The organism is Herbiconiux solani NBRC 106740 (genome assembly GCF_001571005.1).
GTDB lineage: Bacteria > Actinomycetota > Actinomycetes > Actinomycetales > Microbacteriaceae > Herbiconiux > Herbiconiux solani.
The window spans coordinates 36,305-50,439 of record NZ_BCST01000001.1 but is presented as its reverse complement, the minus strand read 5'-3'; the positions used below and the strand labels follow the sequence as shown (position 1 = coordinate 50,439).

Sequence of the window (14,135 nt, the reverse complement as noted above, 5' to 3'; positions counted from 1 at the left end):
GGCCGCGTCAGCGACCACCCATTCACACATCGCGCTGCGCCGGGCAGGGACCGGCGCAGCCCGGAGAGCCTGCGCGAAGCACAGGCCCTCCGGCAACTAACTCAGCCCTCTGCGGGGGCCTCGGGGCCCTCGCTGTGGGCTGCGGAGCCCTCGGTGTCGGCGGCCTCGGCGAGGACCGGGGCGAGCGAGAGCTTTCCGCGGTCGTCGATCTTGGTGATCTCCACCAGGATCTTCTGGCCGACGCCGAGCACGTCTTCGACGTTCTCGACACGCTTGCCACCGGCGAGCTTGCGCACCTCGGAGATGTGCAGCAGGCCGTCCTTGCCCGGGAGGAGCGAGATGAAGGCGCCGAATGTGGCGAGCTTCACGACGGTTCCGAGGAACTGCTCGCCGATCTCCGGGTTCTGCGGGTTCGCGATGGCGTTGACCTGCGCACGCGCAGCCTCGGCCGAGGGGCCGTCGACGGCGCCGATGTACACGGTGCCGTCTTCCTCGATCGAGATGTCGGCGCCGGTCTCGTCCTGGATCGCGTTGATCGTCTTGCCCTTCGGGCCGATCAGCTCGCCGATCTTGTCGACGGGGATCTGCACCGAGATCACGCGGGGCGCGGTCGGGGCCATCTCGTCGGGTGCGTCGATCGCCGAGTTCAGCACGGAGAGGATCGCGTCGCGCGCGGCCTTCGCCTGCTTCAGGGCGCCATCCAGAACCGAGGTCGGGATGCCGTCGAGCTTGGTGTCGAGCTGGATCGCGGTGATGAACTCAGCCGTTCCGGCCACCTTGAAGTCCATGTCGCCGAGCGCGTCCTCCGCACCGAGGATGTCGGTGAGGGCGGCGTAGCGGGTCTCGCCGTCGACCTCGTCGGAGACGAGGCCCATCGCGATACCGGCGACCGGGGCGCGCAGCGGCACACCGGCGTTCAGCAGGGACAGGGTCGAGGCGCAGACCGAACCCATCGACGTCGAACCGTTGGAGCCGAGGGCCTCGGACACCTGACGGATGGCGTAAGGGAACTCCTCGCGGCTGGGCAGCACCGGCACGAGCGCGCGCTCGGCCAGGAAGCCGTGCCCGATCTCGCGACGCTTCGGCGAACCCACGCGGCCGGTCTCACCGGTCGAGTAGGGCGGGAAGTTGTAGTGGTGCATGTAGCGCTTCTTGGTGATCGGGCTCAGCGAGTCGATCTGCTGCTCCATCTTCAGCATGTTCAGCGTGGTGACGCCCAGGATCTGGGTCTCACCGCGCTGGAAGATGGCGGAGCCGTGCACGCGCGGGATGACCGCGACCTCGGCGTCGAGGGGGCGGATGTCGGCCAGGCCGCGCCCGTCGATGCGCACGCCGTCGCGGAGGATGCGGCCGCGGACGACCACCTTCGTGACGGACTTGTACGCGGCGGAGACCATGCCGAGGACCTCGGGCTCGAGCTCGCCGGCTTCGACCTTGGCGGCGACGGCGGCCTTCACGCGGTCCTTCAGGGCGTCGTCTGCATCCTGACGCTCGATCTTGTCGGCGATCTGGTAGACGTTGACGAGTTCGTCGTAGGCGAGCTCGGCGACGGCGTCGTAGGCGGCCGGCGTGTAGGGCAGGAACACGGGGTACTCGTGCACGGCCTTGTTCGCCTGCTGGGCCATCGAGGCCTGCGCCTCGACGAGCTGCTTGATGAAGGGCTTGGCGGCCTCGAGGCCCTCGGCCACGATCGCCTCGTTGGGCTTGACGGCCCCGCCCTTGATCAGGTTCCAGCTGTTCTCGGTGGCCTCGGCCTCGACCATCATGATCGCGACGTCCTGGTTGCCGTCACGGTCGGTGACGACACGGCCGGCCACGACGAGGTCGAAGACGGCCTCCTCGAGCTGCGAGTACTTCGGGAACGCGACCCACTGGTCGGGCTCGGTGCCGTAGCCGGGCATGAGCGCGAGGCGCACGCCACCGATCGGGCCGGAGAACGGGATGCCCGAGATCTGGCTCGAGGCGGAGGCCGCGTTGATGGCCAGTGCGTCGTAGAACTCGTCGGGCGCGATGCTCAGCACCGTGATGACGACCTGGACCTCGTTGCGGAGGCCGTTGACGAACGACGGGCGCAGGGGGCGGTCGATCAGACGGCAGACCAGGATGGCCTCGGTCGAGGGACGGCCTTCGCGACGGAAGAACGACCCGGGGATCTTGCCGGCGGCGTAGGAACGCTCTTCGACGTCGATCGTCAGCGGGAAGAAGTCGAAGTTGTCTTTCGGGTGCTTGCTCACGCTCGTGGCGGAGAGCAGCATGGTTTCCTCGTCGAGGTACGCGGCGACGGCTCCCTGAGCCTGCTGCGCGAGACGGCCGGTTTCGAACCGGACCGTGCGGGTGCCGTAACGGCCGTTGTCGAGAACGGCTTCGGCGAATTTGATTTCAGGACCTTCCAAGAGGTCTTTCTCCTTTGTTTAGCGTCGCGGCCCCGTGTGGGCGTGCGACTCCTCGCGTCGGAGCAGGCGGAATTGACAGGGATTTACGACGTTCCCTGAACGTGTGTTGAAGGGTGTGCGTGCTGGCCACCAGTAGAAATACTCCGGATGCGTCTGCGCGGCCGGAACACCACCACCGAGGACCAGCTTCCTGCCAGCCTGCTCTCAACCCTCTGATGCTATCAGGCGGAACCGCCGGAACCGAGGATGGCTCGCGCTAGAGCTGGATGTCGACTGTGAACCGGGCCGCGCCACCGCCGTTGACGACGACCGGGACGCGGGCGGCGCGGCCCTCGGCGGCGAGCATCCGGAGCGGTTCGTCGAGCGCGACCGTGAACTGGCGCGGCACGAAGCCGGCGCGGTGGATGCCGCCGCCGTCGCCCACCAGATCGACGGCGACGCGGAGTTCGCGCCCCAGCCACCGGCTCGCCCGCGGCGTCAGCACGGCCACCGGCGTGTCGCGGCTCGTGGCCACGGCCGCGTCGATCGAGGTCTGACGGCGCTCGCTCTCCTCGACCCGCATGCTCACGCGCGCCTCGCCGACCGGCTCGAGGGGCACGAGCTCGACGCCCTCGAGGGTCTTGCGGGTGTTCTCGCTGTCGCGACCCTTCGCGGTGACCAGCGGCACGATCAGGAGGACGGCGAGACCGACGGCGACGACCAGCAGCGCGATCGTCAGCACGGGGCTCACGACCGGCCAGTCGGCCCGCACCACGGCGTTCGCGGCGATCGCGAGCACGAGCACCATCGCCAGAAGGAACACCTCCCAGCGCCAGATCGGCTTCCACATCCGCTTCGCGTCCATGCCCCTAGTCTGCCGTGCGGGCCGAGGGGCTCCCGCCGAGCCGCGCGTCAGAGCCCGTGCATGGTGAACGCCCGGGCGAGCCGACCGGCCAGGAGCGGGCCGGAGGCGCCGGCCACCACGAGCCGTCGCGCGGCGAACGCGAGCGGGCCGCACGGGCTGCCCATCGCCATGTTGAACTCCGCCATCCGCGCGGCGCGGGCCGCCGAGGCGAGCCGCCGGCGCTGCCAGGCGACCAGGGGTTCGCGGCGACCGGAGCGGAGCACCTCCGGCACGATCTCCGCGAGCTCGTCGGCGTCGAGCCAGCCGAGGTTCATCCCCTGGCCGCCGATCGGGCTGACCTCGTGCGCGGCGTCGCCGACGAGCAGCATCCGGCCTCGGGCCATGCCCGACGCGGCGGCGCGACGCACGCCGAACTCGCTCGTCATGGTGGTCGTGGCCGGGTCGATGCGGATGCCCGTGCGGGCGTCGACGAGGTCGGCGAGCCGGGCGGCGGCGCGCGCTCCGTCGTCGTCCTCTGCCGCGCGGCGGTGCGAGGACCCGCACGTGCCGTGCTGCTCGTGCTGCTCGGGAAGGTGGGTGACCCACCGACGCACCCCGCCCGGGAGCGGGAAGGACTCCACGATGCCATCCGGATTCAGGTGCAGCACGGCGGTCGCCCCGTCGTCCGTCTCGTCGGCCACATCGCCCATCACGTAGCGGTGCCGATAGGCGCGCGAGGTGCCGCCCAGACCGGCCGCGCGACGCACGACGCCGAGGGGGCCGTCGGCGCCGACGACCAGGCGCGCATCCACAGCGGAGGGCCCGGCGACCGCGTGCAACCGCACCCGCCCCGGCAGGGCTTCGATCCGCCCAACCGTGAATCCCTCGCGGAGCGCCCCCGGCGCGAGCGCGTCCAACCGGGCGCGGAGGATCCGCTCGGTCTCGACCTGCGGCAGCGTGATCACGAAGGGGTGCCGCTCGGGAACCCGCGCGAACTCGAGCGCGGCCGCATCCTGCCCGTCGATCCGCAGCACCCCGCGGTCGACCCGCATACCGCGGCGGAGGATCTCGTCGAGCACGCCGAGCCGTTCGAGCGCCGCGAGCGACGGCGGGTGGATCCCGATGGCCCGGGAGTGCCGCCGCTCCCCCACCCGCCGCTCGAGCAGGACGACGTCGAGCCCCCGGAGGGCGAGGGCGGTGGCCAGGAAGACGCCGACCGGGCCTGCGCCGACGACGGCCACATCCGCGCCCGTCACACCCGAGACCGCGGCACCCGAGACCCCGGCTCTCCACGCCTCACGTCCGCGTCGGGGCAGCGAACCCGGCTCAGGCATCCGCATCCGGCTCGGCCTCTTTCGCCGCGGCACTCGCGGCGAAGGTGAGCAGGTTGCGGAACGGGGACTGCGCCTCGACGTTCCAGCCGCGCCGGGCCGCGACCCGCAGCTCCGCGGTGGTGTAGCTGCGGCGGATCGACGTGAGCCCGTCGTCGCGGATGAACGAGCGGTGGAAGAACGGCAGCGTCCCCACCGAGAAGAGCGCGTAGGCCACCGGGCTCCGCCGGATGTCGCTGTGGATCGCCAGCGTGCGGCAGAGCAGTTCCGAGTCGATCAGCAGGTCGCTCAGCTGCTCGGCGTCGAGGTGGTGCAGCACGTGGTTCGAGATCACGAAGTCGAACCGGGCGGCCGCGTCGACCAGGTCGCTGCTGTTCAGGCGCTGGAAGCGCACGCCGTCCGGGTTCGGGGTGCGCAGGGCGAAGGCGAGGGCCCGTTCATCCGGGTCGATGCCGGCCACCTGCAGCTGCAGCCCGTCCTTCCGCGCCCAGCGGGCGAGGGCCCGGGCGAGGTCTCCCCCGCCGCAGCCGATGTCGAGCAGGGTCGAGGGCGTCTCCCGGGAGAGCAGCGGCTTGATCCGTTCCCGGTAGGTGCCGTGCCAGCCGGCGACCACGGCGTTGATCAGCCGGAACTGCTCGTACGTGCGGTCCAGGAGCACCGGGTCGCAGGCGGGGTCGTCCATGTACTCCCGCAGGTGCACGGCACGTTTCCGGAGCGAGGTGGGCATGGCTCAGGATACGGCCGCCGGCCGCACCGTCATCAGTCCCGTCTCGACCGTGAGCCCCGGGCCGAACGCCATCGCGCACACCCGCTCGGGCCCCTGCTCCGAAGAAGCCTCCGCAGACTCGAGGATGTCCTTCAGCACGAACAGGATCGTGGCGCTCGACATGTTCCCGTGCTCCCGCAGCACCCGCCGCGAGGGCACCAGCTGCTTTTCCAAGAGCCCGAGCTTGGCCTCGACCTTGTCCAGGATGCTCCGCCCGCCCGGGTGGATCGCCCAATGCGTGATCGCCTCCGACGGCGCCTCGGCGAGCTCGGGTGCCCGGGCCAGCAGCGGCTCGAGCGCACCCGTGATGTGCTCGTCGATGATCTTCGGCACGTAGGAGCTCAGCACCATCTCGAACCCCTCGTCGCCGATCTTCCACGCCATGTCGCCCTCGCCGACCGGGGTCAGCACGCTCTCGAAGAAGTCCAGGTCGAGGGTCGGGGTGGTGGATGCGGGCAGCGGGCGCGCCGTGACGATCGCCGCCGCCGCGCCGTCCGCGAACACCGAGGAGGCGACGATCTGGTCGGGCTCGTTCGACGAGCGGACGTGCAGGGTGCAGAGCTCGGCGCTGACGACGAGCACGACGGCATCGGGGTCGGCCTCGCAGAACGACTTCGCCATCCGGAGCGCCGGGAAGGCGGCATAGCAGCCCATGAAGCCGACGTGGTAGCGGAGCGTGCTCGGCGCGAGGCCGAGCTGCCGCACCAGCACGTAGTCCGGGCCCGGGGCGAAGAAGCCCGTGCACGAGACGGTGACCACGTGCGTGATGTCCGAGGCCTGGAGGTCGGGGACGGCCTCCAGGGCCTTCCGGCCGGCCTCGACGTAGAGCTCGGTGGCCCGCTCGATGTACAGCTCGTTGCGCACCCCGGTCGAGGGGGCGAGGAGCCGGCCCGATTCGAGGTCGAAGAAGGTCGGGTCCTCCGACTGGGTGTCGAGCGTGAGCTCGTCGATCACGGTGTACCGCGTGTCGATCCCGGAGCCGTCGAAGGAGGCCGTGACGAGCCGCGTGCCGAGCCGGGTCAGCCCCGGCTGCGAGGCGAACACGTCCCGCACCTGGTCCTGATGCAGGACGGTGGAGGGCACCGCGGTCTGGATGGTTCGCACGCTGACAGCCATAAGCCCCATGTAAGCACGATCGCCTGCGACACGGGCTCGGGCGTGCGGATGTCGGAGCGGGGGTTGCGAAAGGGCCCCGCAGACCGTAGTCCGCGGGGCCCTTCCCGTGCCGAGCGACGGCGCTACTGGGCGCCGTAGCCGCCCACCGGGCTGAAGCCCTCGAGCGCGTACGGGTCGATCACCCGGGCCGAGCGGGTGGAGTGCTCCATGGCACCGGCGAGTTCGCCGGCGGCGCGGTGGATGCGGTCTGGCAGGGCCGCGATGCCGTCCTCCGTCGAGCCGTTGCCCCAGTCCTCCGCCGCGGCGAAGACGCTGGTGGGCATCACGGGGGCGCGCAGGTAGCTGAACAGCGGGCGCACCGCGTGATCCAGCGCCAGCGAATGGCGGGGTGTGCCGCCGGTCGCCGCGATCAGCGTCGGGAGACCAGTGAGCGCGGTGTTGTCGATCACGTCGAAGAACGACTTGAACAGGCCGCTGTAGCTGGCCGTGAAGATCGGGGTGACCGCGATCAGTCCGTCGGCGTTCGCGACCGCGTCGATCGCATCCTGCAGCTTCGTGCTGGCGAAGCCCGTGACCAGGTTGTTGGTGATGTCCTGCGCCAGGTCACGGAGGTCGATCGTGCGGAGGTCGACCTCGACCCCCCGGCCGGTGAGGTCGGAGACGGTCGCGTCCGAGAGCCGGTCGGTCAGCAGGCGGGTGGACGAGGGCTGGCTGAGGCCGGCGGAGACGGCCACGAGCTGCTTGCGGGAGGTGTCGGTCATGATGGCGGCTCCTAGAGGCCGAAGGCGGCGCCGCTGTGGGCGGCAGCCGTGGTGGAGGTGGTGGTGGAGCCGGCCGTGCGCGCGGCTTCCGCGGCGACGGCCGACTGGGCGTCGGCATCCTGGACCGCCTTGGCGGCGCTCCGGGCGGCCATGCGCTCGATCTCGGACTGGTGGGTCGGGCCGTCAGGCACGTGGGCCGGGCGCAGGGCGTCCAGCTCCTTGCGGAGCGTGGGCACGACGAGCTCGCCGAGCATGTCGAGCTGCTCGAGCACGGTCTTCAGCGGCAGGCCGGCGTGGTCCATCAGGAACAGCTGGCGCTGGTAGTCGCCGAAGGTCTCACGGAAGGTGAGGGTGCGGTCGATGACCTGCTGCGGGCTTCCCACGGTCAGCGGGGTCTGCTCGGTGAAGTCCTCGAGCGACGGGCCGTGGCCGTAGACGGGGGCGTTGTCGAAGTAGGGGCGGAACTGGTTCACCGCGTCCTGCGAGTTCTTCGCCATGAAGACCTGGCCGCCGAGTCCGACGAAGGCCTGGTCGGCCTTGCCGTGACCGTAGTGCTCGAAGCGCTGGCGGTAGTAGTTGATCAGGCGCTGGAAGTGCTCCTTGGGCCAGAAGATGTGGTTCGCGAAGAAACCGTCGCCGTAGTAGGCGGCCTGCTCGGCGATCTCAGGGCTGCGGATGCTGCCGTGCCAGACGAACGGTGCGACACCGTCGAGCGGGCGGGGCGTCGCGGTGAAGCCCTGCAGAGGCGTGCGGAACTGGCCTTCCCAGTCTACGACGTCCTCATCCCAGAGGCGGCGGAGCAGCGCGTAGTTCTCGATCGCCAGCGGGATGCCCTGGCGGATGTCCTTGCCGAACCAGGGGTAGACCGGTCCGGTGTTGCCGCGGCCCATCATCAGGTCGACGCGGCCGTCGGCCACGTGCTGGAGCATCGCGTAGTCCTCGGCGATCTTCACCGGGTCGTTGGTGGTGATGAGGGTCGTCGCGGTGGAGAGCAGGAGCTTCTCGGTCTTGGCGGCGACGTAGCCGAGCATCGTGGTGGGGCTGGAGGGAACGAAGGGCTCGTTGTGGTGCTCGCCGAGGGCGAAGACGTCCAGGCCCACTTCCTCGGCCTTCTGCGCGATGGTGAGGATCGCCTTGATGCGCTCGTTCTCGGTGGGGGTGGTGTTGTTCGTCGGATCGGTGGTGACGTCTCCGACGGTGAAGATTCCGAACTGCATGTCGACCTCTCAAGTCGCGCTTTCAACTCCATGCATTTGCATGAACATTGACTCCAACCTACCACCCCGCCGATCTATTCCCGCGCAAGAAAAAGGCCGCCACCCCGCAGGGTGACGGCCTTCTCGAAGCCAGGTTTAGGACTAGCGGCGCAGGCCGAGTCGCTCGATGAGCGAACGGTAGCGGTCGATGTCGATGTCCTGGAGGTAGCCAAGCAGGCGACGACGCTGGCCCACGAGCAGCAGCAGACCACGACGCGAGTGGTGGTCGTGCTTGTGCTCCTTGAGGTGCTCGGTGAGATCCTTGATGCGACGGGTCATCATTGCGACCTGCACTTCGGGGGATCCGGTGTCACCGGGGTGGGTTGCGTACTCTTCGATGATCGCCTTCTTGACGTCTGCTTCGAGTGCCATAGATGGGATCCCCTTTCTCTCGTTGCGCGGTGCCTGTCAGCCCGATGCTGAGGCTCTCTTTATCCGCGGCCGTTCGAACGGCAACCTGAAGAGCTTACCAGAAACACCCTCGTAACATTTCGACCGGCAAATCGACATCGAACGGGGAACACAGCAGAGTTGTCCGGTGTTGGTAGATCGCGGAACGGATACAGACATATGACACTCGAAGCACTCAGCACCGCCACTCTTCCGGTGCTCGACCTCTCCCGCCTGAACGACGGCGACGCCGAAGCGGAGTCCTTCCGCATCGACCTCCGGGAGGCGACCCACGACTACGGTTTCTTCTACCTCACCGGGCACGGGGTGCCCCACGAGCTGATCGAACGCGTGATGGAGGTCTCCCGCCGCTTCTTCGACCTCCCCGAGGCCGACAAGCTGGCCATCGAGAACCTCAAGAGCCCGCACTTCCGTGGCTACACCCGGGTCGGCGGCGAGCTCACCCAGGGCAAGGTCGACTGGCGCGAGCAGATCGACATCGGCACCGAGCGCGAGCCGGTCGAGCGCGCCGAGGGAACGCCGGACTACCTCCGCCTCGAGGGCCCGAACCAGTGGCCCGCCGCGCTGCCCGAGCTGCAGCAGACCGTCGCCGAGTGGTACGAGGAGCTCAGCCGCGTGAGCCTGACCCTCCTCCGCGCCTGGGCCGTGTCGCTCGGTGCCCCCGAGGACGTGTTCGACGCCGCCTTCGCCGAGCGCCCCTCGACCCTGATCAAGATCGTGCGCTACCCCGGCAAGAGCGACCCCGAGCCCAAGCAGGGCGTCGGCGCGCACAAGGACAGCGGGGTGCTCACCCTGCTCCTCGTCGAGCCCGGCAAGGGCGGACTGCAGGTCGAGAAGGACGGCGAGTGGATCGACGCTCCCCCGATCGAGGACGCCTTCGTGGTGAACATCGGCGAGCTGCTCGAGGTCGCGACCGATGGTTACCTCAAGGCGACCGTGCACCGTGTGATCTCGCCCCGCATCGGCGACGACCGCGTCTCGATCCCCTTCTTCTACTCCCCCGCGCTGGACACCACGATCCCGGTGCTGACCCTCCCGGAGGAGCTCGCGAGCGAGGCCGAGGGCATCACGGTCGACCCGGGCAATCCGATCTTCCGCACCTACGGCGAGAACGCGCTGAAGAGCCGGCTGCGCGCGCACCCGGACGTGGCCGCCATCCACCACTCCGACCTCGTGGAGAAGAACGCGGCCGCGGCCGCCCAGAACAGCCGGGCGTGACCCCGGGCGGTCCCGTTCGGCGCACCAGTCACTTCGCCGACCTCACGCCGCTGAGGGAGAGCCCTGCCTTCGCCAGGCTCTGGGCCGGCCAGGCGATCTCGGGCATCGGCAGCCAGATGACGATCGTGGCCGTGGGCCTCGACATCTACCGGCTGACCTCCTCGACCCTCGCGGTCTCGGGGGTCGCGCTGTTCGCGCTGCTGCCGATGATCGTGGCGGGGCTCTACGGCGGGATGCTCGCCGACGCCTTCGACCGCCGCAAGGTCGCGCTGATCGCCGCGATCCTGGCCTGGGCCTCCACCGCGACGCTCGCCGCACTGGCCTGGTTCGGCGCCGACAGCGTGCTCGCGCTGTACGCGCTGGCGACCGTCAACGCGGTCGCGGCCACGGTCATCCAGACCACCCGTTCGGCGATCTACCCACGGATCCTGCCGCGTGAGCTACTGCCGGCCGCCGCCGCGCTCAACGGCATCACGGTCGGCGTGATGGTCACCGCCGGGCCCGCGCTGGCGGGTGTCCTGGTCGCGACGGTGGGCTTCGGCTGGACCTACTCGATCGACGTCGTGCTGTTCGTCTCGGCGTTCGTGGGGATCGTGAGCCTGCCGAAGATCCTGCCCGAGGGCGAGATCCACCGGCCCGGGCTCGAGTCGCTCCGGGAGGGGTTCGCGTTCCTCAAGCGCGCCCCGAACATCCGGGCCTCGTTCCTCGTCGACATCGCCGCGATGACCTTCGGCCAGCCTCGCGTGCTCTTCCCGGCGCTCGGGGTGCTGATACTGGGCGGCGGGCCGATCACGGTCGGCATCCTCACGGCCGCGACGGCCGTCGGTTCGACGCTCGCGAGCGTGTTCTCGGGCCGGCTCGGCCATGTGCGGATGCAGGGGAAGGCGATCGCGCGCGCGGTGCAGCTGTACGGGTTGTTCGTCGCGGCCTTCGGGGCCGTGATCCTCGTCGCCGCGCTCTCGGGCACGCCGGTCACGCAGGAGCTCGTCGACGCGAACTGGCCCGCGATCGTGCTGGCGTCGCTGGCGCTGGTCGGCTCGGGCGCCGCCGACGAGGTGAGCGCCATCTTCCGCTCCACGATGCTGCAGACCGCCGTGCCGGACAACATGCGCGGGCGGCTGCAGGGGGTGTTCACGGTCGTCGTCACGGGCGGGCCGCGGGTGGGCGACCTCTACGTGGGCGCGCTCTCGGTGGTGGCCGCGCTGTGGTTCCCCCCGCTCCTCGGCGGCATCGTGATCGTCGTCGTGGTGGGGCTCATCCTGCGGCTGGTGCACAGCTTCCGCGCCTACGACGCGGCCGACCCCAAGCCGTAGGCCGGCTCGCAGGCAGAACTCAGGCCTGGAGGCCCGCCGGGGGCTGCTCGCCGGGCGCGAGCACGAGCTCGAGCCGCTGCGTCGACCGGGTCATCGCCACATAGAGAGCGGATGCGCCACGAGTGTTCTCCGCGACCACTCCGGCCGGGCTCGCCACGACGACCGAGTCGAACTCGAGCCCCTTGGCCTCGGCCGGTGCCAGCAGCGCGATCGGGCGCGACAGGCCCTGCACGCCGACCCCGACGCGGTCGCCGAAGGCCTCGGTCAGCGCGACCGTGAGCGCGGCCAGGCGCGACGACGGGGCGATGACCGCGGTGGTGCCGCCGGACTCCTCCATTTCGTCGGCCAGCGCGACGACCTGGTCGGCGAAGCCGGCCTCGGTCGAGGTGGGCAGCGCCCGCACCGGCCACTCGGTCGTCCGCACCGAGCGGGAGCGGGTGACCTCGAGGCCGGCCGCGACGGCGACGCGCTCCGCCGCATCCACGATCTGCGAGGGCGTGCGGTAGTTGACCGTCAGCTCCTCGAGCCGCCAGTTCTCGCCGATCAGCGGCGAGAGGGTCGCGTCCCAGCTCGTCGTCGAGGCGGCGGAGCTCGCCTGGGCGACGTCGCCGACGATCGTGAACGAGCGCAGCGGCGACTTGCGGAGCAACACGCGCCACTGCATGGGCGAGAGCTCCTGGGCCTCGTCGACGACGATGTGGCCGTAGGTCCAGCTGCGGTCCGACGCCGCGCGCTCGGCGGTCGTCAGCGCGAGGGTCTGCTCGGCGAAACCGGCGACGACCGACTCGGCCGAGACCTGGCCGGCCACATCCATGTTGCGGATCGCGTTCTTGGCGTTCTCGAGGTCGCGCTTGCGCTGCGCCTTCTCCTCGCGGCGCTTGGCCACGTCTCCGGCGTCGTACTCGCCGAGCAGTTCGGCCGCCTCGTCGAGCAGCGGCACGTCGGAGACCGTGAAGGCCGAGCCGCGCTCGCGGCGCAGCAGTTGGCGCTTCGCCTTGGACCAATGGCCGGTGATCGACGCGAGCCACTGCGGGCGGGCGTAGAGGTCTTCGATCAGCTTCTCGGGGGTGAGCGGGATCCAGGCCGTGTTGAGCGCGACGCGCACGTCGTAGGCGGTGCGGATGTCCTCGCGCAGGTAGGCGAGGTCGGCCTCGTCGACCGTGCTCCCGCGCCGGCGCAGCTGGTCGGCGAGCTGTCGGGTCAGCTGGCCGAGCACCGACTTGACGAACGAGACCCGGCCCTCGTTGTAGGGCTTGCCCGACTCGCGGGCCCTGACCAGCGCATCGTGGATCACGGAGGGCTGGAGCACGAGCTTCTCGCCGTTGATCTCGAGTGTCTGGTCGGCCTCGGGCACGCGCTGCCGCGACCGCACGGCGCGGCGGATCAGCGCGGCCATCTCGGAGGAGCCCTTGAGCGCGGCGACCGCCGGTGCATCCTCGGCTGTCACGTCGAGGCCCGGGTAGAGCTGGCCGAGGCTGGAGAGCACGACCCCGGTCTCGCCGAGGCTCGGCAGCACGGCGTTGATGTATTGAAGGAAGGCCCGGCTCGGCCCGACGACGAGCACGCCGCTCGAGCCGAGGCGCTCGCGGTGGGTGTACAGCAGGTAGGCGGCGCGGTGCAGGGCGACCGCGGTCTTGCCGGTGCCCGGCCCGCCCTGCACGACGAGGACGCCGGAGAGCTCGGAGCGGATGACGCGATCCTGCTCGGCCTGGATCGTCGAGACGATGTCGTGCATCTGGCCGGTGCGCTGCGCCGACAGGGCCGCGAGCAGGGCGCCCTCGCCCTGGAGCTGCGTGCCCTCCTCGTCGAGGAGCGTGCTGTCGAAGACCTCGTCCTCGATGCGGACCACGTCACGGCCGCGCGTGGTGAGGTGCCGCCGGGCCCGGGCGCCGAGCGGTGTGGCGGCGGTGGCCTGGTAGAAGGCCCTGGCCTGGGGTGCGCGCCAGTCGAGCAGCAGCGGCTCGAGGTTCTCGTCGCGGAGGCCGATACGGCCGATGTAGCGCAGGTCGGAGCCGTCGGCATCCGGATCGACCAGTTCGAGGCGGCCGAACGCCAGGCGCTCCCCCACCTCACGCAGCTGCGCGATCCGGTCTTCGTAGACCCGGGCGAAGGCGTCCCGCTCGGAGCGGGACTGGTGGTTGCCGCCCACGCTCTCACGTCGGACGGCGGCCAGCTCTTCTTCTGCTTCGGCGCGCAGCCGATCGAGGCGGGCGTACAACCCCGCCACGTACTCGCGCTCACGCGCCAGTTCTGTCTCCGCCACGGCAGCCTCCCGGAATCCGGCAAGTAATTCTACTCGCCGGATTCCGGGCCGAGGTGACGCGTGGGTTATCCCTGGGAGAACGCCTTACGGGACCGAGATCAGGTCGATCACGAAGATCAGGGTCTTGCCGGCCAGGAAGTGGCCGCTGCCGGCGGGGCCGTAGGCGAGGTGCGGAGGGATGGTCAGCTTGCGGCGGCCACCCTCCTTCATGCCGGGGATGCCCTCCTGCCAGCCCGCGATGAGGCCGTTCAGCGGGAAGCTGATGGTCTCGCCGCGACCCCAGGAGGAGTCGAACTCGTCTCCCGTCTCGTACTCGACGCCGAGGTAGTGCACCTCGACGGTGGCGCCGGGGGTCGCCTCCTTGCCGGTTCCCTCGACGATGTCGACGATCTCGAGGGTGGTCGGGGCCGGGCCCTCGGGGAAGTCGATCTCGGGCTTGGACGAAGTGTCATCTGTCATGAGTCCATCCAATCCCACCCGGGTG

12 protein-coding genes are annotated in these 14,135 nt (G+C 70.2%); 2 read left to right on the top strand and 10 right to left on the bottom strand.

The genetic code is table 11. The features are described 5' to 3' along the window. Positions 1-101 precede the first annotated feature (101 nt). From HSO01S_RS00225 to rpsO, 8 genes are all read right to left on the bottom strand, one after another. A complete protein-coding gene (locus HSO01S_RS00225; RefSeq protein WP_066038583.1) occupies positions 102-2,393 on the bottom strand; it encodes a polyribonucleotide nucleotidyltransferase in 2,292 nt (763 codons plus the stop codon). A 256-nt stretch (positions 2,394-2,649) separates the two neighbouring features. Further along, positions 2,650-3,237 (bottom strand): hypothetical protein, encoded by a 588-nt coding sequence (locus HSO01S_RS00220; RefSeq protein WP_066038582.1) that lies wholly within the window; start codon positions 3,235-3,237, stop codon positions 2,650-2,652. Between the two features lie 47 nt (positions 3,238-3,284). Next, on the bottom strand, positions 3,285-4,550 hold the full coding sequence (locus tag HSO01S_RS00215) for an FAD-dependent oxidoreductase (protein WP_169799910.1): 1,266 nt from the start codon (positions 4,548-4,550) through the stop codon (positions 3,285-3,287). Beyond that, complete coding sequence (locus HSO01S_RS00210; protein ID WP_066038580.1) at positions 4,543-5,274, bottom strand: class I SAM-dependent methyltransferase; 732 nt, start codon at positions 5,272-5,274, stop codon at positions 4,543-4,545. Before HSO01S_RS00210 ends, HSO01S_RS00215 begins: the two co-directional genes overlap by 8 nt. 3 nt (positions 5,275-5,277) lie before the next feature. Then, positions 5,278-6,429, bottom strand: coding sequence for a type III polyketide synthase (locus tag HSO01S_RS00205; RefSeq protein ID WP_066038579.1), 1,152 nt, complete (start codon positions 6,427-6,429; stop codon positions 5,278-5,280). Between the two features lie 122 nt (positions 6,430-6,551). Next, positions 6,552-7,190, bottom strand: coding sequence for an FMN reductase (locus HSO01S_RS00200; protein ID WP_066038578.1), 639 nt, complete (start codon positions 7,188-7,190; stop codon positions 6,552-6,554). Positions 7,191-7,201: 11 nt separating this feature from the next. Next, positions 7,202-8,407, bottom strand: coding sequence for an LLM class flavin-dependent oxidoreductase (locus HSO01S_RS00195; RefSeq protein ID WP_084361176.1), 1,206 nt, complete (start codon positions 8,405-8,407; stop codon positions 7,202-7,204). A 141-nt stretch (positions 8,408-8,548) separates the two neighbouring features. After that, entirely contained in the window at positions 8,549-8,818 is a 270-nt protein-coding gene (rpsO, locus tag HSO01S_RS00190) for a 30S ribosomal protein S15 (RefSeq protein WP_066038577.1), read from the bottom strand. Positions 8,819-9,016: 198 nt separating this feature from the next. Here rpsO and HSO01S_RS00185 point away from each other — a divergent pair, with 198 nt between their 5' ends. Both HSO01S_RS00185 and HSO01S_RS00180 read left to right on the top strand, forming a co-directional pair. Continuing rightward, the gene (locus HSO01S_RS00185; RefSeq protein ID WP_066038576.1) at positions 9,017-10,075 is read left to right on the top strand and encodes an isopenicillin N synthase family dioxygenase; all 1,059 of its coding nucleotides are present in this window, start codon (positions 9,017-9,019) and stop codon (positions 10,073-10,075) included. Continuing rightward, the gene (locus tag HSO01S_RS00180) at positions 10,072-11,388 is read left to right on the top strand and encodes an MFS transporter (protein ID WP_084361175.1); all 1,317 of its coding nucleotides are present in this window, start codon (positions 10,072-10,074) and stop codon (positions 11,386-11,388) included. Before HSO01S_RS00185 ends, HSO01S_RS00180 begins: the two co-directional genes overlap by 4 nt. A gap of 19 nt (positions 11,389-11,407) precedes the next feature. Here HSO01S_RS00180 and HSO01S_RS00175 read toward each other — a convergent pair whose 3' ends face one another. Continuing rightward, on the bottom strand, positions 11,408-13,651 hold the full coding sequence (locus HSO01S_RS00175) for a HelD family protein (RefSeq protein WP_066038575.1): 2,244 nt from the start codon (positions 13,649-13,651) through the stop codon (positions 11,408-11,410). Between the two features lie 84 nt (positions 13,652-13,735). After that, on the bottom strand, positions 13,736-14,110 hold the full coding sequence (locus HSO01S_RS00170) for an FKBP-type peptidyl-prolyl cis-trans isomerase (RefSeq protein WP_066038574.1): 375 nt from the start codon (positions 14,108-14,110) through the stop codon (positions 13,736-13,738). Positions 14,111-14,135 lie beyond the last annotated feature (25 nt).

What these genes read in the sequence shown, in the direction of transcription:
- HSO01S_RS00210 (WP_066038580.1), bottom strand. Translation starts at nt 5,274, where the DNA reads ATGCCCACCTCGCTCCGGAAACGTGCCGTGCACCTGCGGGAGTACATG.
- HSO01S_RS00200 (WP_066038578.1), bottom strand. Translation starts at nt 7,190, where the DNA reads ATGACCGACACCTCCCGCAAGCAGCTCGTGGCCGTCTCCGCCGGCCTC.
- HSO01S_RS00205 (WP_066038579.1), bottom strand. Translation starts at nt 6,429, where the DNA reads ATGGCTGTCAGCGTGCGAACCATCCAGACCGCGGTGCCCTCCACCGTC.
- HSO01S_RS00170 (WP_066038574.1), bottom strand. Translation starts at nt 14,110, where the DNA reads ATGACAGATGACACTTCGTCCAAGCCCGAGATCGACTTCCCCGAGGGC.
- HSO01S_RS00195 (WP_084361176.1), bottom strand. Translation starts at nt 8,407, where the DNA reads ATGCAGTTCGGAATCTTCACCGTCGGAGACGTCACCACCGATCCGACG.
- HSO01S_RS00215 (WP_169799910.1), bottom strand. Translation starts at nt 4,550, where the DNA reads ATGCCTGAGCCGGGTTCGCTGCCCCGACGCGGACGTGAGGCGTGGAGA.
- rpsO (WP_066038577.1), bottom strand. Translation starts at nt 8,818, where the DNA reads ATGGCACTCGAAGCAGACGTCAAGAAGGCGATCATCGAAGAGTACGCA.
- HSO01S_RS00185 (WP_066038576.1), top strand. Translation starts at nt 9,017, where the DNA reads ATGACACTCGAAGCACTCAGCACCGCCACTCTTCCGGTGCTCGACCTC.
- HSO01S_RS00220 (WP_066038582.1), bottom strand. Translation starts at nt 3,237, where the DNA reads ATGGACGCGAAGCGGATGTGGAAGCCGATCTGGCGCTGGGAGGTGTTC.